Raw genomic sequence first — 15989 nt, 5'->3', positions numbered from 1 at the left:
CGACAGAGTGGGCCAGTAAATTACAACACCACGCCTGCGAAAGCCGCTGAAAGCAAACTCACCAGCGTTGCGCCATACACTAAGCGCAGACCAAAGCGGGAAACAGAGTTCCCCTGTTGCTCGTTTAACCCTTTAATTGCCCCTGCCACAATGCCGATAGAGGCAAAATTGGCGAACGACACCAGGAACACAGAAAGAATACCCAACCCGCGCGGTGTCATCTGCGCTGCGATTTTTTGTAGCTCAATCATTGCCACAAATTCGTTAGCCACCAGCTTGGTCGCCATAATGCTGCCTGCATGCAGTGCATCGCTCAGCGGGATGCCAATCAGCCATGCCAGCGGGTAAAACACATAGCCGAGGATTTGCTGGAAGCTAATGCCGAACAAGGCGGAGAAGAGGGCGTTGACGGCGCTGATTAGCGCAATAAAGCCAATCAGCATCGCCAGAATAATCATCGCCACTTTGAAACCCGCGAGGATGTACTCCCCGAGCATCTCAAAGAAACTTTGCGATTCGTGGAGTTTTTCCAGTTTGACCTCGGCTTCCGCTTCCGGGCGCGTCGGGTTAATGACCGACAGCACGATAAAGGTGCTGAACATATTGAGGACCAGCGCTGCGACTACGTATTTTGCATCCAGCATGGTCATATACGCGCCGACAATCGACAACGACACCGTCGACATCGCCGTCGCCGCCATGGTGAACATGCGGCGCGAGGAGAGATCCGCGAGGATGCCTTTATAAGCAATGAAGTTTTCCGACTGGCCGAGGATCAGCGAGCTGACGGCGTTAAACGACTCAAGCTTGCCCATGCCGTTCAGTTTTGACAGCAATGTGCCTATCAAACGGATAAAAATGGGCAAAATGTGCCAGTGCTGCAAAATGCCGATTAGCGCGGATATAAAGACGATAGGGCACAGCACGCCGAGGAAGATAAACGCCAGGCCTTTTTCGCTCATCCCGCCGAAGACAAAGCCGGTGCCGTCGCCAGCGAATTTCAACAGCGCTTCAAAGAAGCCGGAAACATATTTAATCAGCGTTAACCCGCTTTGCGCATGCAGAAAGAACCACGCCAGCGCCAGTTCAATGACAATTAATTGCAGGATGAAGCGAAAACGAATGTGTCGGCGGTCGAAACTCACCAGCCAGGCCAGCGCGAGGATCACCACCAGCGCCAGCAAAAAATGGAAGAAGTTAGTCATGTCTTTAATTTTGCAGGTAAACGAAACGGGGCGTTCATTTAGCCATAGTGCCGTGGTGGGGTAAATACAAAGTTAAAGATTTGTAAGCTATGTTTTAGCTTTATTTCAATCGCTTCTGCATAACACGTATGCCGTGAGGTTCGCTGGCTACGTGTTTACATCCAGTTATCATTCTTCGCATATTTCGCTTGAGTTTCCTTTCACCGTAATGATAATCACTATCAATGCAATTTACTTTTCTTTGCAACCATTGACCGCGCATGACATTAGGGGTTTCCTCCATGTTTGTTCCATTTTTGATTATGTTACGTGAAGGCCTCGAAGCGGCGCTGATCGTCAGCCTGATTGCCAGTTATCTGAAACGTACCCAGCGTGGACGCTGGATAAGTGTCATGTGGATTGGTGTTTTTCTTGCCGCCGCGCTCTGTCTTGGACTGGGTATTGCGATTAATGAAACCACCGGCGAGTTCCCACAGAAAGAGCAGGAGCTGTTTGAAGGGATTGTCGCGGCGATCGCCGTGGTGATCCTCACCTGGATGGTGTTCTGGATGCGCAAAGTGTCGCGCAACGTGAAAGTGCAACTGGAGCAGGCAGTCGACAACGCGCTGGCGCGCAGTCATAACCATGGTTGGGCGTTGATCCTGATGGTCTTTTTCGCCGTGGCGCGTGAAGGGCTGGAATCGGTGTTCTTTCTGCTGGCGGCGTTCCAGCAGGATGTCGGGATCTGGCCGCCGCTGGGTGCGATGCTGGGGCTGGCCTCGGCGGTGGTGCTCGGTTTCTTGCTTTACTGGGGCGGTGTGCGCCTCAATCTTGGTGCATTTTTTAAATGGACCAGCCTGTTTATTCTGTTTGTCGCCGCCGGGCTTGCCGCCGGGGCGATCCGCGCTTTTCACGAGGCGGGATTATGGAACCACTTCCAGGATGTGGCCTTCGATTTCAGTAATGTGCTGACCACGCATTCACTCACTGGCACGCTGCTGGAAGGGATTTTGGGTTACCAGGAAACGCCAAGCGTTAGCGAAGTGGCGGTCTACTTTATCTATCTGATCCCGGCGCTGGTGATGTTTGTTTTACCCCCTCGCGCGGGTACGCAGCCTTCACGAGCAGCACCGTAATCGCTTTATAGTTACAACATACTAATTAAGGGAAAGGGCATGGCAATTCATTTTCGTCGTAGTGCATTACAGGCTGGGATTGCGGCATTAATCTCCGGCGCTTTCGCGGTGCAGGCTGCGGATATCCCGCAGGTGAAAGTCACGGTTACGGACAAGCAGTGTGAGCCGATGAACCTGACGGTTAACGCCGGTAAAACACAGTTTATTATTCTCAACCACAGCCAGAAGGCGCTCGAGTGGGAGATCCTCAAAGGCGTGATGGTGGTTGAAGAGCGTGAAAATATCGCGCCAGGTTTTAGCCAGAAGCTGACCGCCAACTTGCAGCCTGGCGAATATGAGATGACCTGCGGCCTGTTAACCAACCCGAAAGGCAAGCTGGTGGTGAAAGGCGCGGCGACGGCCGATGCGGCAAAAGGTGACGCACTGCTAAGTCTGAGCGGCGCCATCACGGACTATAAAGCCTATGTTGTTGCCGAAACTGCGCAGTTGGTTTCCGGTACCAAAGTGTTCACCGATGCGGTAAAAGCGGGCGATATTGAAAAAGCGAAAGCGCTGTATGCGCCGACGCGTCAGCACTACGAACGTATTGAACCGATTGCTGAACTCTTCTCCGATCTTGATGGCAGTATTGATGCCCGTGAAGATGATTACGAGCATAAAGCTGCCGACCCGAAATTCACCGGTTTCCACCGTCTGGAAAAAGCCCTGTTTGGCGACAACAGCACCAAGGACATGGGTAAATACGCCGATCAGCTGTATAGCGATGTAGTCGATCTGCAAACGCGCATTAATGAGCTGGCGTTCCCGCCATCCAAAGTGGTCGGCGGCGCAGCCGGTCTGATTGAAGAAGTGGCGGCGAGCAAAATCAGCGGTGAAGAAGATCGCTACAGCCACACAGATTTGTGGGACTTCCAGGCCAACGTCGATGGCGCGCAAAAAATCGTTGATTTGCTGCGTCCGCAATTGCAGAAAGATAACGCCGAACTGCTGGCGAAAGTCGATGCCAACTTCAAGAAAGTGGATACCATCCTCGCGAAATACCGCACTAAAGACGGGTATGAGACTTACGATAAGTTGACTGACGCCGACCGCAATGCGCTGAAAGGGCCGATCACTACACTGGCGGAAGATTTGGCGCAGCTGCGCGGCGTGCTGGGACTGGACTAATACCATGAAGCAAGATGATAACAACGACGTCAGCGAACCTTCCCGGCGCCGTTTATTAAAAAGTATGGGCGCGCTGGGAGGTGCGCTTGCGCTGGCTGGCGGATGTCCGGTCGCGCATGCGGTAACACCCAAGAGCGCGCCGGGGACACTTTCGCCGGATGCGCGTATGGAGAAGCAGCCATTCCTGGGCGCACATCAGGCCGGTATTTTGACACCGCAGCAGGCGTCAATGATGCTGGTGGCGTTTGACGTGCTGGCTACGGATAAAGCCGACCTTGAACGGTTGTTCCGCTTACTGACGCAGCGCATCACGTTTCTGACCGCCGGCGGCCCGGCCCCGGAGACAACGAACCCGCGCTTACCGCCAACGGACTCCGGTATTCTCGGCGCCTATATTGCACCGGATAACCTGACGATGACGCTCTCTGTGGGAGAGTCGCTGTTCGACAACCGTTTTGGTTTGCGCGCGCAAATGCCGAAAAAGCTGCAAAAGATGACGCGTTTCCCTAACGATTCGCTTGATGCGGCATTGTGTCACGGTGATTTGCTGATCCAGATTTGCGCCAATACACAGGACACGGTGATTCACGCGCTGCGTGACATCATTAAGCACACGCCGGATTTACTCAGCGTGCGCTGGAAGCGGGAAGGGTTTATCTCTGACCATGCAGCGCGAAGCAAAGGCAAAGAGACACCGGTTAACCTGCTGGGCTTTAAAGATGGCACCGCCAACCCGGACAGCAGCGATAACGCGCTGATGAACGAAGTGGTATGGGTGACGAAAGAGCAGGATGAACCGGCGTGGGCAGTGGGCGGCAGTTACCAGGCGGTGCGTATTATCCAGTTCCATGTCGAGTTTTGGGATCGCACGCCGCTGAAAGAGCAGCAGACCATTTTCGGACGCGACAAACACTCCGGTGCGCCATTGGGTATGACGAATGAGCATGATGTCCCGGATTATGCCAGCGATCCGGACGGCGATGTGATTGCTCTCGACAGCCATATTCGCCTTGCGAACCCACGAACGAAAGAGACGCAATCCAGCTTGATGATGCGGCGCGGCTATAGTTACTCGCTCGGTGTGACTAACGCCGGCCAGCTGGATATGGGGTTGTTGTTCGTCTGTTATCAGCATGATCTGGAAAAAGGCTTCCTGACGGTGCAAAAGCGTCTGAACGGCGAGGCGCTGGAAGAATATATTCGTCCGATTGGCGGCGGTTATTTCTTCGTATTGCCCGGCATACAAGAGGCAAACCGCTATCTTGCACAATCTCTGCTTGAAGCGTGAAGATCCTATCCTGCCCGCCTTCGGGCAGGATATTCTGTCATCTGTTGCATCCTGACATACTTTTTGTGCCATCCAATTATCATTTTTTCGTATGAGAAAGTATCTGTTATCTTTCTGTAATATTCATAACCGAGACTCTGTTCAACGACGCAGAGGTCATGCGCGTTATGGGTTGGTAAAAATAATGTTGCAATGATGCTAATCTTTGATGTAATTAGTGAGAGCGTTATCCCCTGCGGTGATGAAGTTTTTCTGGAGATCGCGGATGGTAAAGTCCAATAGCGGACAGACAAAAAGACCACGCAAAACCCGGCACGGAGGTGCGACCTCCGGCAGCGACTTCTTCACCCCTGAATTTTCCTCCTTCTTTTTCATTCCTGATGTCGACGATGTGACAGGCGATGCTGTTCGTCGCGTTGGCACGTCATTTTCAAAGGCAAGCCATGGCTTACAAGGAAGCCAACCCTCAGACGTTTGTGCGCATAATCGCGTCGATAGCGACGTGTGTGATGTAAACCAACAACTCAAGGTGCTATCCATGGGAAGACAAAAAGCAGTGATCAAAGCTCGTCGTGAAGCGAAACGCGTGCTGAGACGTGATTCACGCAGCCATAAACAACGTGAAGAAGAGTCGGTCACCTCGCTTGTGCAGATGAGTGGCGTTGAAACAATTGGCATGGCGCGGGACAGCCGTGATACTTCCCCAATTGCCGCGCGCAATGAAGCTCAGGCGCACTACCTGAATGCTATCGAGAGTAAACAATTGATCTTTGCAACCGGTGAAGCCGGCTGCGGGAAAACGTGGATCAGCGCGGCGAAAGCGGCGGAGGCCCTGATCCATAAGGACGTGGACAGGATTATTGTAACCCGACCGGTTCTGCAGGCCGACGAAGATCTCGGCTTCTTACCCGGTGATATTTCGGAGAAGTTCGCTCCCTATTTCCGGCCCGTTTACGACGTGCTGCTAAAACGGCTTGGAGCGTCCTTTATGCAATACTGCCTGCGACCAGAGATCGGTAAGGTGGAAATCGCGCCGTTCGCCTATATGCGCGGACGTACCTTTGAAAATGCGGTGGTCATTCTCGACGAGGCTCAGAATGTCACGGCTGCGCAAATGAAAATGTTTTTAACACGCCTCGGGGAGAACGTGACCGTTATTGTGAACGGTGATATTACCCAGTGCGACCTGCCATCCGGTGTGAAATCGGGTTTGAGCGACGCGCTGGCACGTTTTGAGGAAGACGAGATGATAGGCGTGGTACGCTTCAATAAAGACGACTGCGTACGCTCCGCTCTCTGCCAGCGCACGCTGAAAGCGTACGACTGATAGCATGGATATTTAGCGATAAAACCCGGGAAACCGGGTTTTATTTTTTGCGGGGTGCAAACAGGTCGCAGTCTGCCCCGTTCGTGGAACTTCATCGCCTGCGGGAGTGCGATAGGCGAAAAAAGCCTGCGTTGATATGCACGCTCTTCTTTAAAACACAAGGGCCAGTAACGGAAGAAGACCATTCCTTGTAAATAACTGCGTGTAAATAATACTGCGTGTGTCGCGCTTGCTGATGAAAATCCATCTGAAAGCGTGAGCTTACTTTTCCTTCAAATGAGTAAGCGTGTGCAATGTGCAACGTTAAGTTTGAAAAACCTTACTTACGCTTTTGCTCATACAGAATGATATGTTTCAGCGCTTTTCTCACCACCAGAAAGTTCTGGCCAGATCAGGCCCGTTTCGCTTGCCGTTGCGTGCATGTCTCCCACGGTGATGGATGCCCGGCATTTTTCGGTGTCGTTATTTATAAAATTTATATCCCTGTTATCGGAGCCCTGAAAATGGGGGGCTGCATACCGCGTAAACACTTTTATCACTACGTTCAGCCCGCCTGGTCTGTCATGTTTTTCATCTTATATAAGGCGCAGAACGGTAAAAAACCTGCGGTCTATCGATGAATCCACATTGATATCAGCGTGTTACATTTCCTTACGCAAACCCGCTTTGGTGAAATAATAACGTAATTGAATTAATGAAAAGTGAACGGTGCGTGTTATCACTTTAACCGTGTTGTCTGGTTTGCTGTTCATTCCCGAAAGCACTTTTTCAATCACGGCTAATCACGCAATTGAGTATCCGCTAAGAGAACTTGTTACTGGCCAGCACTGTATCCGTAAGCTCGGGAACACAATGCGCTTCACGAAAAGCGGGCGCTGCTTATAACAAAGCTCTTACATCCAGAAACGAAATAGTAACCAATGGTTATATTTACGCGGGTAAATTAAGTTTGGCACTTTTCTTTGAGGGATGGTTATGAAGGTTTTCATATCAACACTATGTATGTCCGGAAGCGTTTTTTCAGGAGCATCTGCTCCCATTTGTCTCAGTGCCCTTTCATCACTCTTAAGTGAACGCATGGAGCTAATGAGAGAAGTTGCAGCCTACAAAGCGAAGTATCACTTACCGGTGGAGGATTTGGTTCGGGAACAAAAAGTGCTGTTGCAGGCGCGGAGTAATGCGCGCGAGGTTGGGCTGGAACCGCAGTCAGTGGAGCCGTTCATCAATGCACTGATGAATGCAGGAAAAGCAATACAGTATCGCTATCTGGCAGACTGGTTGCCCCGACCAGAATCATTTGTCACCCTCCTGGATCTTGACGGGATCAGACGGCGTATCAATGAACTGGACAAGCATCTGCTAATGACCATCAGTCAGCGGCTTCGGGGTGGAACGCTCTCTTATTCAGACCGGGCATTGTTGGCGGAGAAAACGGTGTCCCCAAATCTTACTGAAGCTGAGAAGGATAACTTGCTGGACACCATGCGCTTTATTCAGCGTGCTCCGCAGGCACCCGATTCAGGGATATCCTGATATGCAACTTCACGATCTTATGACGCTCAAATATGCACAGAATTGGTCTTTTCTGCATCGCAAACTCCATGCGTGGGAACCCTTGCTCTGTGTCGGCAAAAAATCTACATCAGCGGCAATCGCATTATTAATGAGGATATACTGCTAGCAGTGTTTGGATAGTGTTATTGTATTCACGTTTTATTTTATAAACATAAATTTCGCTAATGAAAATTAGAACCTCACCGTTTGAGTTCTCAACTGTGATTTTCACTTTTATTGCACTGCTGTTTACTTTTCATGCCTCTGGATAACAACATTAATTATATCAAGTGACAGTAATGGCATTAATGACTTTTTACGGAGTGAACATGGCATCTGAAGCGCGTAATTTTATTAACTCTATCGTTAAAAATTTTAAAGAATCCATTGGGCTGATTAACGTGTTGATACTGGAGCCTGATGAGCCCGACGCTTTGCAATTGCTCTACTTTAAACTGGATGTTATCAAAGGAGGTATTGAACAGGATGTGCGTATGTTAAGCAAAGCCCGTCTGGACGGCAATGCTATGATTTGCCTTTACCAGGTATACAATGCGCAAAACGCCCTGAATTATTGCATTGGGATTCTGAGAAATACGCCTTTAAATAATCAGTTTTATTATGATTTCGAAGATTTTAAGAAGGTTGTCAACACCCTTGATGCAATGTCAGGACGTGTTTTTACAACCCAGGGTGATAACGAGTAAGCATCAAAAGATATCTATTTCGTATAAAATAAATAGGAGGCTAATATGAATACCCAATGCGGTTTGCTAAACCCATCGCGATTTTCACGCTATAAGATAATGCTAACTGGTTATTTTGGAAATAATGAGGTGGAATGTTTTATCATCTTTTCCCTGCTGAACTTAAACGCGACTTCAACTAAATACGAATTAGGCAGATGTTTTTATTACAGCACCTCAACAATACGTCAACGATTTTGATATTGGGATAATTATGCTTTTTCTCCGCTGTAATTTGAAAGGAATAATGGCTGGCATATTTGTCGTCTCAGTATCAGGATTCAGCGCGACGATATTGGCCGAGGACAGCCCTGATTTGCCAGAACCTGTGCTGCCCGCGCATATCTGCGCAAGGCTGGCTTCTTCATCAGGAGACGATACCCGACGACTTCAGTCGGCCATTGATAACTGTCCTCGGGGGGAGGCTTTACAGCTCCTTGCTGGTCGTTTCTCCAGTGGACCGCTGACAATGAAATCTGGCGTCACACTCTGGATTTCGCAAGGGGCAATGCTGGTAGCAAATACTGACCCACGTGTTTACGACAAAAATGGCCGTTGTGGAACAATCGATCATAAGGGGAATGGCTGTCGGCCCTTTATTCTTTTTAAGAGCACAAACGGGGGAGGCATTGTCGGGGAGGGCGTTATTGATGGGCAGGGTGGTAAGCCGATAAAAGGACAGCAGGAATCATGGTGGCAGCTGGCTCGCCGCGCGCAGACTGAAGGTGGGTCGCAGAATGTTCCGCGGCTGATTGAAATAGATGATGCCTCTCAGATTGTTTTTCACGGCATCACACTGCGAAACTCGCCCGGATTCCATGTCACGCTGAAAAACGTTCAGGATGCGACGTTCTGGGGCGTGCGTATTGATACCCCGGCGAATGCGCGTAACACCGACGGAATTGATCCCATTTCGTCGCAGAATATCCTTATCGCCCACAGCTTCATCAGAACCGGTGACGATAACGTGGCGATTAAAGCAGGCGCGGGTGGCGCCACGCAGCATGTAGTTTTAGTGGATAACCATTTTTATTGGGGACACGGGATGTCCATTGGTAGCGAGACGCTGGGCGGTGTCAGTGACATTCGGGTTCGTGATTTGACACTTGATGGCACAACCTCAGGGCTGCGTATCAAAAGTGATAGCAGCCGGGGCGGGATTGTCAGCGATGTTCGCTACGAAAATATTTGTATGCGGGGGAATCGTCGGCCGCTCGATTTTGATACGCAATATGACGTGCACGCGATCGGTAACAACATTCCGGTCTACCGCGATATCTCCCTGCGCCAGATTTCCGGCGAAACCGGAAATCTGGTATTACGCGGTTATGACGCCGCTCATCCTTTGCATTTTGCTTTGAACGGGGTGCATTTCAGCAACGCGGCTCACTGGTTAATCGAATCGGCGCAGATCCGCATTGGTTCTGATGGTGTCTCACCTGTTCCATCGGGAGCAGCATCGTTACAACGATCGGCGGCCTCGATTGATTGCGCAAAAAACTGGATCCCTTTCCCCGTGACGGATGCACCAGAAGACTAAAATGCATTCAATTTACGGTTACCTGGTCTGATTAGGCTGACAGTTCATTAAGAGCGCATTGTTTGGCACAGTCAGCGATGACAGGAACCGGTTGTTATCAGCCCTCCCATAAAGGAGGGCTGTTCATAACGGTGGCTGTTTTAGAGCGTTTATTTCAGCAATCTTCTACGATCAGATACGCTGCGTTTACCGGACCATGTACGCCCACGACTTTTATCAGTTCAATGTCCGCGGTTGAACTGGGACCGCCGATCAGGTTGATACAGGAAGGCATACGCTCACCCGCCAGCGCTTTTTGATGTAGCGTTTGCGCCAACTGCGATACGCGAGGAAGAATGGTGCTTTTGCGCAACACAAAAATAGAGGAGGCGGGTAATAAACTCAGGGCTCTGCCGCGTTCCGGCGCAGAAAAAAGCACGACACCGCCGGATTCTGTTAAGCCATATTCTGCGTACACCACACCCATTTTCGCCTGTTCAGCCTTGCGAATATTCTCTTCGCCTTTGGCCGGATCCCAGATGAATGCATCATAAGCTTCCTCAAGACGATGAGTGATGCCCAGCGCTTTCAACCGCGCATCGCCGCTGACGACAATCGGCTGGCTTCCATATTTTTCGCATAAATTCAGCACGGTTTCGCCAGCCTTTTCCTCGCTGGTCAACGCACAGTCCGCCAACATTACCGTTGAGGCGACGTTGATAAATTCATCACAGCGTTGTTGTGGGCTTAGCCCGGTGAGGCGCGTTTGCGCGTAGTTATTAACGGGCGGCATTCCCTGTTCAGGCTGGTAACGAACCTCCCTTCCCAGCGCCTGGCTAATGGTGGTCAAAAACGCCATTCGATTATCCATTCTTTTTCCCCTGTGCCTGATGTTTTTTGAACCAGCTACGAAAACTTTCCCCATCCGCTTCCGGCAAGTCGCGCGCTTGCGTCCAGTCACCGATCGCACCGATGTTGAGCGGCGTTTTGCCCCCTTTAATAAACCAGCTGGCCACCTGCGCTCCGGCAATCATGCCGACTTTCCACAATCCTGGATGACTGTTGGCGTAGGCGAACATTTTCATCGCCCGCTGTTCTGCTTTAGGCGTTAACCCTTCCTCTGCCATCACTCTTCGATGGCGAAGGATAAGTTTTGACAGGGGAATTTGTACCGGGCAGACACTATCGCACGCAGTACACAGCGAACAGGCATAGGGGAGATCTTTGAAATCCTTATATCCGCCAAGCAAGGGAGAAATGACCGCGCCAATCGGGCCTGGATAGATAGAACCGTAACCATGTCCACCGATATGGCGATACGCGGGGCAGGTATTCATACACGCGCCGCAGCGGATACAGCGCAACACATCGCGAAAACCGGAGCCCAGAACCGCCGAGCGACCATTATCAATGATGACCAGATGGAACTCCTCCGGTCCATCCACGTTATCCGCCTCGCGTGGTCCCGTCAGCCAGGTGTTATAACCGGTCAAACGCGCCCCTACCGCACTGCGGGCGAGCATCGTAATGAGAACATCCACTTCCTCAAACGTCGGGGCAATACGCTCCATCCCCATCACGGCGATATGCGTTTTCGGTAGCGTCGTGCACATCCGGGCATTGCCTTCATTGGTGACCAGACACACAGAACCTGTTTCAGCTACCGCGAAATTACAACCGGTCACGCCGACTTCTGCGCTCAGAAATTCCTGGCGAATCTTCTGGCGGATAAACAGGGTCATGGCTTCCGGGGTTTCCGGGCCGTCATAACCGAGATGTTCATGCAGGACGCTGCGGATCTGATGACGATCTTTATGGATAGCGGGAACGACAACATGCGACGGCGGGTCCTGATCCAACTGCAGAATATACTCGCCGAGATCGGTTTCAATGACCTGGATACCGGCGTCCTGCAGTACCGCGTTCATGCCAATCTCTTCGGTCACCATCGATTTGGACTTCACCACTTTGCGGGCGTTTTTGGCCTGCGCCACGTTTAAAATGTAGCGCGTGGCGTCTTCTTTTGTTTTCGCAAAGAAAACATGACCGCCATTTTCCGTGACTTTCTCTGACAGTTGATACAAATAGGCGTCCAGATTATCCAGAACGTGTTCACGGATCTGGCTGGCGCGCTCCCGCCACGCTTCCCAGTTGCCCAGTTCTTCAACCATCCGCTGGCGATTAATGCCAATTCGTTGCTGCGCGTTCGCGACCGCTTTACGCATAATGGGATCGTCTAACTGCTGGCGGATCCGCGATTTAAAATCTGCATTGCTGGTTTTTAAAGACACGATATTCTCCTCCCGTTAGCGGCTCATCAGCACTTCGGCGATATGCATAACTTTCACATTTCGGCCTTCGCGCTGAAGGCGTCCGCCAATATTCAGCAGGCAGCTGACATCTGCGCCAATGAGATACTCGGGCTGCGCATCCATCAAATGTGCCGTTTTTTCCTTCACCATCTCGCCAGAAATTTCTGCCATTTTTACGGAGAAGGTGCCGCCAAAACCACAGCAGGTTTCCTGATCGGCAAAGGGAAGTAGCTCAAGACCTTTAACGTGATTCAGCAATGTCAGTGGCTCTTGTGTAACACCCAACTTGCGAGAAAGGCTACAGGAGGGATGGTAAACGGCTTTCCCTGGCAGACAGGCACCGACATCTACAACGCCAAGCTTATTGACGATAAAAGAGGTGAGATCGTGCATCCTGGCGGCCACGTTTTCCGCCCGCAGCGCCCATTCCGGCTCTTCGACCAGATATCCCGGGTAGCTTTTGATGGCGTACATACAGGAGCCTGCTGGGGAAATAATAGGATCATCGTTTTCCTCCAGCGCGGCGATAAGATTTTTCATGCCCGGGATCGCTTCTTTTATATAACCACTGTTCATGGCTGGCTGACCGCAGCATCCCTGTTTTTCAGGGAATGCGACCTGGCAGCCGAGTTGCTCGAGCAATAACACTGAGTCGCGCGCCATCCGCGATTTCAACGCATCACCAATACAGGTGACGTAAAAATTGACGTTCATTGGAAACTCCATTGCTTTTTATCGAGTCGTTTTATTCCGCGAGGCGGTGGCGTTATGCCATAAACCAGTAATAAAAAAGGCCAACCTTTAGCCCAAGGATGAAGATGTAAGCGGCACAGTACTTCATGGTGCCCGTCATAATCGTGCTGCCTTGCCCCTCCATCCGCGTGGCGGAGACGGCGATAGCAATACTTTGCGGCGAGATCATTTTCCCACCGGTCGCCCCGGCGGTATTGGCCGCTGCGAGCCAGTTGGGATCGATATGCAGCTTTTCCGCTGCCATGGTTTGTAACTTGCCGAACAGCACGTTGGAGTTGGTATCGCTACCGGTCACAAAGGTGCCAAGTGCGCCAATAACCGGCGATATAAAGACAAACGCGCCACCGGTAAGGTGCACCATTGTTTGTGCCAGCGTGGAAATCAGCCCGCTGACATCCATCACGGTTGCCAGCGCGACGATTGCCATAATCGCGATAATGGAGTTTTTAAGCTGAAGAAGGGTTTCAACAAATACCTGCAGCATTCCTTTCGCTGATGCCCCCTGTATAAAGCCGCCAATAAGGGTTGCAAAGATGATAAGCATGCCGGGAGTGGTGAGCCATTCCACCTTGAGCGTCAGTGTTTCACCATTTGCCAGCGGGAAGTGCAGCACGGAAGCAATCTGTGAAACCGCTGATTTAATGCCCGGAAAAAGCGGTGAGCAGAGCAGAATGAAAACAAACATCAGTATATAAATGGAGCAGGTTCTGAGCAGGACAACGGGAGAGCGGGGCGCGGCTTCCGTTTTGCTTTTATTATCGACCCGCCATTCCCGTTCTGTTTTGCCGTTACGCGCGCGCCCAGCCAGCGCCACCACGATCAGACTCACCAGGCTGCCTGCAAAGGCAGGCAATTCCGCCCCGAGATGAATAGCCACGAAATACTGCGGAATCAGTGTTGCTACACCGCACAGCAACGTAATGCCGAACACGCCGCGGATAGCCCGAACGCCGCCGCCAATGATGCAAATGATCACAAACGGCAGCAGGATGTTGAACACCGCCAACTGCATGATGATGGTGCCGCCAAGCGTGTTAACCGGTAAATGCACCTGTTCGGCAAGTATCGTGACGGGAATACCAACAGCACCAAACGCGGTGGGAACGGTATTGGCAACCAGCGAGGCAATCGCGGCTTTCAGGGGCGGAAAACCAAGCGTAATCAGAATCCCGATAGGAATAGCGACTGCGGTTCCGTAACCGGCAGCCGCCTCCAGAAAGCCGCCAAAGCACCAGGAAATGAGCAGCACCTGGATGCGTTTATCGTCGCTGATGCCGATAAGGACATCCCGCAAGATGTTAAGTGCGCGGGTCGCTTGCATCACGTTGTAACTGAAAATCGCCCCCAGAATCACAATCACAATTGGCCAAAGACCCTTGAGGGCGCCGTAGGTCAGGGCGGCGCGCAACGTTTCTGTTGGCATGTGCCAGAAAACCATCGTCAACCCACACGTTAAGGCGAGCGTAATGAGCACTGAATAATGAATCGGTGTTTTCACTTTCAGTATTAAAAAAACCATGAGCATGAGCGGAACGAGGCCCAGCGCAAAAAGTAGGTATTCGGGCATTATCAAGTCCTGTTTTTAAATGTCGGTTGTTTTGTGTGACAAATAACAGGACGTGTTTATAACCGACTGTATGGAGGAAAAACGTTCGAATGGATCGCTTCAGCAATTAATAAAACTAAAAAAACCAACAAAAGATACGCATATATTTAAAGATTGTTAATTTTTATTTAAATTTAGATACCACGATTAACCAATATAACAATATGGGGGTAGTTAAATTTAAACCCTGAGTCATCCAGGCCGATCGGGAAAATATTGCGCTTAATTTTCCCCCTTTATGCTTAACGAACAGCGACAGACATGAAAATGTGCTGGTGAAAATATTGCCATGAGTAAGTTCGTTTTCCGGCGTGCAAGTGCATCGCCGCGATGAAGCTCGTCAAATCGGCTACACCATCAAAGAGATCTGCGCGAAGCGGGAGTATCTGCACTGGAAAAGAAAGTCTGGTGATATTGATGCGTCTGATATCAAAAAGATGACAGACGCTTCTGACGACTTATTTAAGCGTTTTTGAAGTCTGTATCATGCAGAAGGATTTCAGGTGAGAGATATTATTTCCCCTCCGGACATTCGCTCAACTGGTGAGTTTAGCCGGGAGCTAAAGATCTCAGTAACGAAACGAGTGTGCCAGTGGGGGCGTAAAATTATTCCGGTAATGACGTCAGGTAGCTTGGTCAGGGAAATTAAATTCTCACAAGGAGAAGAGGGCGGGGGTTAAATCTTCTACGGAAAAATAAGGATTGAGGCCCTCGGTAAGAGATCGAAAGATGAGGGTGTGGTTTGTAAATAATTCACATCGCTCCCCGTCATACCAAGCAGATAATAACTATGCAGTGCAAGCGATACCGGATTTTTCAATACGGTTATTTTAATGAAACGTCAAACCGTACGCGCCGGGCAACCTGCCTGTAATATCGATGGCCTGCTACTATCAGGCCGACGATTTCATCCTGAACGGATCTGCCAGTCCCACGACGCACTATGTTGATTGCTGAGTTGATTGCTGGCGTAATTGCTGCGCTTGAGGGCAGCCGATACTGCGACGCCATGCGCCGGGCGCCTGGCCATACTGACGCTTGAAGCTGCGGTTGAAGGACTGCTGGGAGTCAAAGCCTAGCGCAATCGCCACATTCAAGATCGGCTCGTCGCTGTGGGTTAAACGCTCAATCGATTTTTGCAGCTTTTGCGCGCGGATATACTCGGCGAGACGATAACCCGTATGCTCTTTGAAGAGCCGCTGGAGGTGCCATTTCGAATAGCCGGCTCGCCTGGAGACGGTCTCAATGTCCAGACGGCTTTCCAGGTTGTTGTCGATCCAGTCGAGTAAATCGTGAATAAATGCGCCAGTGTTCATCTTGTTGCCCTCACGCCGCTTATTTAAAAGCATCTTTGTCTGTTGCATTTAAAGGTGGCCCGTTTTTGCATTAATTGCAAG

General features: G+C 50.7%; 14 protein-coding genes. 8 read left to right on the top strand and 6 right to left on the bottom strand.

What is annotated here, in order from left to right; all coding sequences use genetic code 11:
* Nucleotides 1–20: 20 nt before the first annotated feature.
* Nucleotides 21–1205, bottom strand: coding sequence for a NupC/NupG family nucleoside CNT transporter (locus tag ACFX4O_RS00795; protein ID WP_380206608.1), 1185 nt, complete (start codon nt 1203–1205; stop codon nt 21–23).
* A 281-nt stretch (nt 1206–1486) separates the two neighbouring features.
* Between ACFX4O_RS00795 and efeU the strand changes: the two genes are divergently transcribed.
* The 7 genes from efeU (at nt 1487) to ACFX4O_RS00760 (ending at nt 9942) form a co-directional block, all read left to right on the top strand.
* Nucleotides 1487–2320, top strand: a complete 834-nt coding sequence (gene efeU, locus ACFX4O_RS00790) for an iron uptake transporter permease EfeU (RefSeq protein ID WP_380206606.1) — start codon at nt 1487–1489, stop codon at nt 2318–2320.
* Between the two features lie 39 nt (nt 2321–2359).
* Entirely contained in the window at nt 2360–3487 is a 1128-nt protein-coding gene (efeO, locus tag ACFX4O_RS00785; protein WP_380206604.1) for an iron uptake system protein EfeO, read from the top strand.
* Nucleotides 3488–3491: 4 nt separating this feature from the next.
* Nucleotides 3492–4775 carry an iron uptake transporter deferrochelatase/peroxidase subunit gene (efeB, locus tag ACFX4O_RS00780; RefSeq protein WP_380206602.1) on the top strand — a complete coding sequence of 428 codons (1284 nt, stop codon included), beginning with the start codon at nt 3492–3494 and terminating at the stop codon, nt 4773–4775.
* 538 nt (nt 4776–5313) lie between these two features.
* Nucleotides 5314–6102, top strand: a complete 789-nt coding sequence (gene phoH / locus ACFX4O_RS00775; RefSeq protein WP_170312079.1) for a phosphate starvation-inducible protein PhoH — start codon at nt 5314–5316, stop codon at nt 6100–6102.
* 969 nt (nt 6103–7071) lie between these two features.
* Nucleotides 7072–7635, top strand: a complete 564-nt coding sequence (locus ACFX4O_RS00770; protein WP_380206600.1) for a chorismate mutase — start codon at nt 7072–7074, stop codon at nt 7633–7635.
* A gap of 350 nt (nt 7636–7985) precedes the next feature.
* Nucleotides 7986–8363 (top strand): hypothetical protein, encoded by a 378-nt coding sequence (locus tag ACFX4O_RS00765; RefSeq protein WP_380206598.1) that lies wholly within the window; start codon nt 7986–7988, stop codon nt 8361–8363.
* A gap of 286 nt (nt 8364–8649) precedes the next feature.
* The gene (locus ACFX4O_RS00760) at nt 8650–9942 is read left to right on the top strand and encodes a glycoside hydrolase family 28 protein (RefSeq protein WP_380206596.1); all 1293 of its coding nucleotides are present in this window, start codon (nt 8650–8652) and stop codon (nt 9940–9942) included.
* A 154-nt stretch (nt 9943–10096) separates the two neighbouring features.
* Here the strand turns inward: ACFX4O_RS00760 and ACFX4O_RS00755 are convergent, their stop codons facing one another.
* Genes ACFX4O_RS00755 through ACFX4O_RS00740 form a run of 4 tightly spaced genes read right to left on the bottom strand, consistent with a single transcriptional unit; the run spans nt 10097 to nt 14553 of the window.
* On the bottom strand, nt 10097–10792 hold the full coding sequence (locus ACFX4O_RS00755; RefSeq protein ID WP_380206594.1) for a lactate utilization protein C: 696 nt from the start codon (nt 10790–10792) through the stop codon (nt 10097–10099).
* On the bottom strand, nt 10785–12212 hold the full coding sequence (locus ACFX4O_RS00750) for a LutB/LldF family L-lactate oxidation iron-sulfur protein (protein ID WP_131413295.1): 1428 nt from the start codon (nt 12210–12212) through the stop codon (nt 10785–10787). The genes ACFX4O_RS00755 and ACFX4O_RS00750 overlap by 8 nt, the downstream gene beginning before the upstream one ends.
* Before the next feature lie 15 nt (nt 12213–12227).
* Nucleotides 12228–12947: a (Fe-S)-binding protein gene (locus ACFX4O_RS00745; protein WP_380206592.1), complete on the bottom strand. Its 720-nt coding sequence runs from the start codon at nt 12945–12947 to the stop codon at nt 12228–12230.
* Nucleotides 12948–12999: 52 nt separating this feature from the next.
* Nucleotides 13000–14553, bottom strand: coding sequence for an L-lactate permease (locus ACFX4O_RS00740; protein WP_380206590.1), 1554 nt, complete (start codon nt 14551–14553; stop codon nt 13000–13002).
* Nucleotides 14554–14909: 356 nt separating this feature from the next.
* On the opposite strand from ACFX4O_RS00740, the gene ACFX4O_RS00735 reads away from it, so the two are divergent.
* Nucleotides 14910–15068, top strand: coding sequence for a hypothetical protein (locus ACFX4O_RS00735; RefSeq protein ID WP_165501941.1), 159 nt, complete (start codon nt 14910–14912; stop codon nt 15066–15068).
* A gap of 465 nt (nt 15069–15533) precedes the next feature.
* Here the strand turns inward: ACFX4O_RS00735 and ACFX4O_RS00730 are convergent, their stop codons facing one another.
* Complete coding sequence (locus ACFX4O_RS00730) at nt 15534–15908, bottom strand: helix-turn-helix domain-containing protein (protein ID WP_380207618.1); 375 nt, start codon at nt 15906–15908, stop codon at nt 15534–15536.
* Nucleotides 15909–15989: the final 81 nt, after the last annotated feature.

The sequence above is a fragment of the Kosakonia sp. YIM B13571 genome, assembly GCF_042788095.1.
GTDB classification, from domain to species: Bacteria; Pseudomonadota; Gammaproteobacteria; order Enterobacterales; family Enterobacteriaceae; genus Kosakonia; species Kosakonia quasisacchari.
Note: the sequence above shows the minus strand (reverse complement) of the source record. Positions and strands in the feature narration are given on the sequence as shown.

Excerpts from the sequence above, each read along its gene's own strand:
- ACFX4O_RS00795 (WP_380206608.1), bottom strand. The coding sequence starts at position 1,205 with ATGACTAACTTCTTCCATTTTTTGCTGGCGCTGGTGGTGATCCTCGCG.
- efeU (WP_380206606.1), top strand. The coding sequence starts at position 1,487 with ATGTTTGTTCCATTTTTGATTATGTTACGTGAAGGCCTCGAAGCGGCG.
- efeO (WP_380206604.1), top strand. The coding sequence starts at position 2,360 with ATGGCAATTCATTTTCGTCGTAGTGCATTACAGGCTGGGATTGCGGCA.
- efeB (WP_380206602.1), top strand. The coding sequence starts at position 3,492 with ATGAAGCAAGATGATAACAACGACGTCAGCGAACCTTCCCGGCGCCGT.
- phoH (WP_170312079.1), top strand. The coding sequence starts at position 5,314 with ATGGGAAGACAAAAAGCAGTGATCAAAGCTCGTCGTGAAGCGAAACGC.
- ACFX4O_RS00770 (WP_380206600.1), top strand. The coding sequence starts at position 7,072 with ATGGTTATGAAGGTTTTCATATCAACACTATGTATGTCCGGAAGCGTT.
- ACFX4O_RS00765 (WP_380206598.1), top strand. The coding sequence starts at position 7,986 with ATGGCATCTGAAGCGCGTAATTTTATTAACTCTATCGTTAAAAATTTT.
- ACFX4O_RS00760 (WP_380206596.1), top strand. The coding sequence starts at position 8,650 with ATGGCTGGCATATTTGTCGTCTCAGTATCAGGATTCAGCGCGACGATA.
- ACFX4O_RS00755 (WP_380206594.1), bottom strand. The coding sequence starts at position 10,792 with ATGGATAATCGAATGGCGTTTTTGACCACCATTAGCCAGGCGCTGGGA.
- ACFX4O_RS00745 (WP_380206592.1), bottom strand. The coding sequence starts at position 12,947 with ATGAACGTCAATTTTTACGTCACCTGTATTGGTGATGCGTTGAAATCG.
- ACFX4O_RS00740 (WP_380206590.1), bottom strand. The coding sequence starts at position 14,553 with ATGCCCGAATACCTACTTTTTGCGCTGGGCCTCGTTCCGCTCATGCTC.
- ACFX4O_RS00730 (WP_380207618.1), bottom strand. The coding sequence starts at position 15,908 with ATGAACACTGGCGCATTTATTCACGATTTACTCGACTGGATCGACAAC.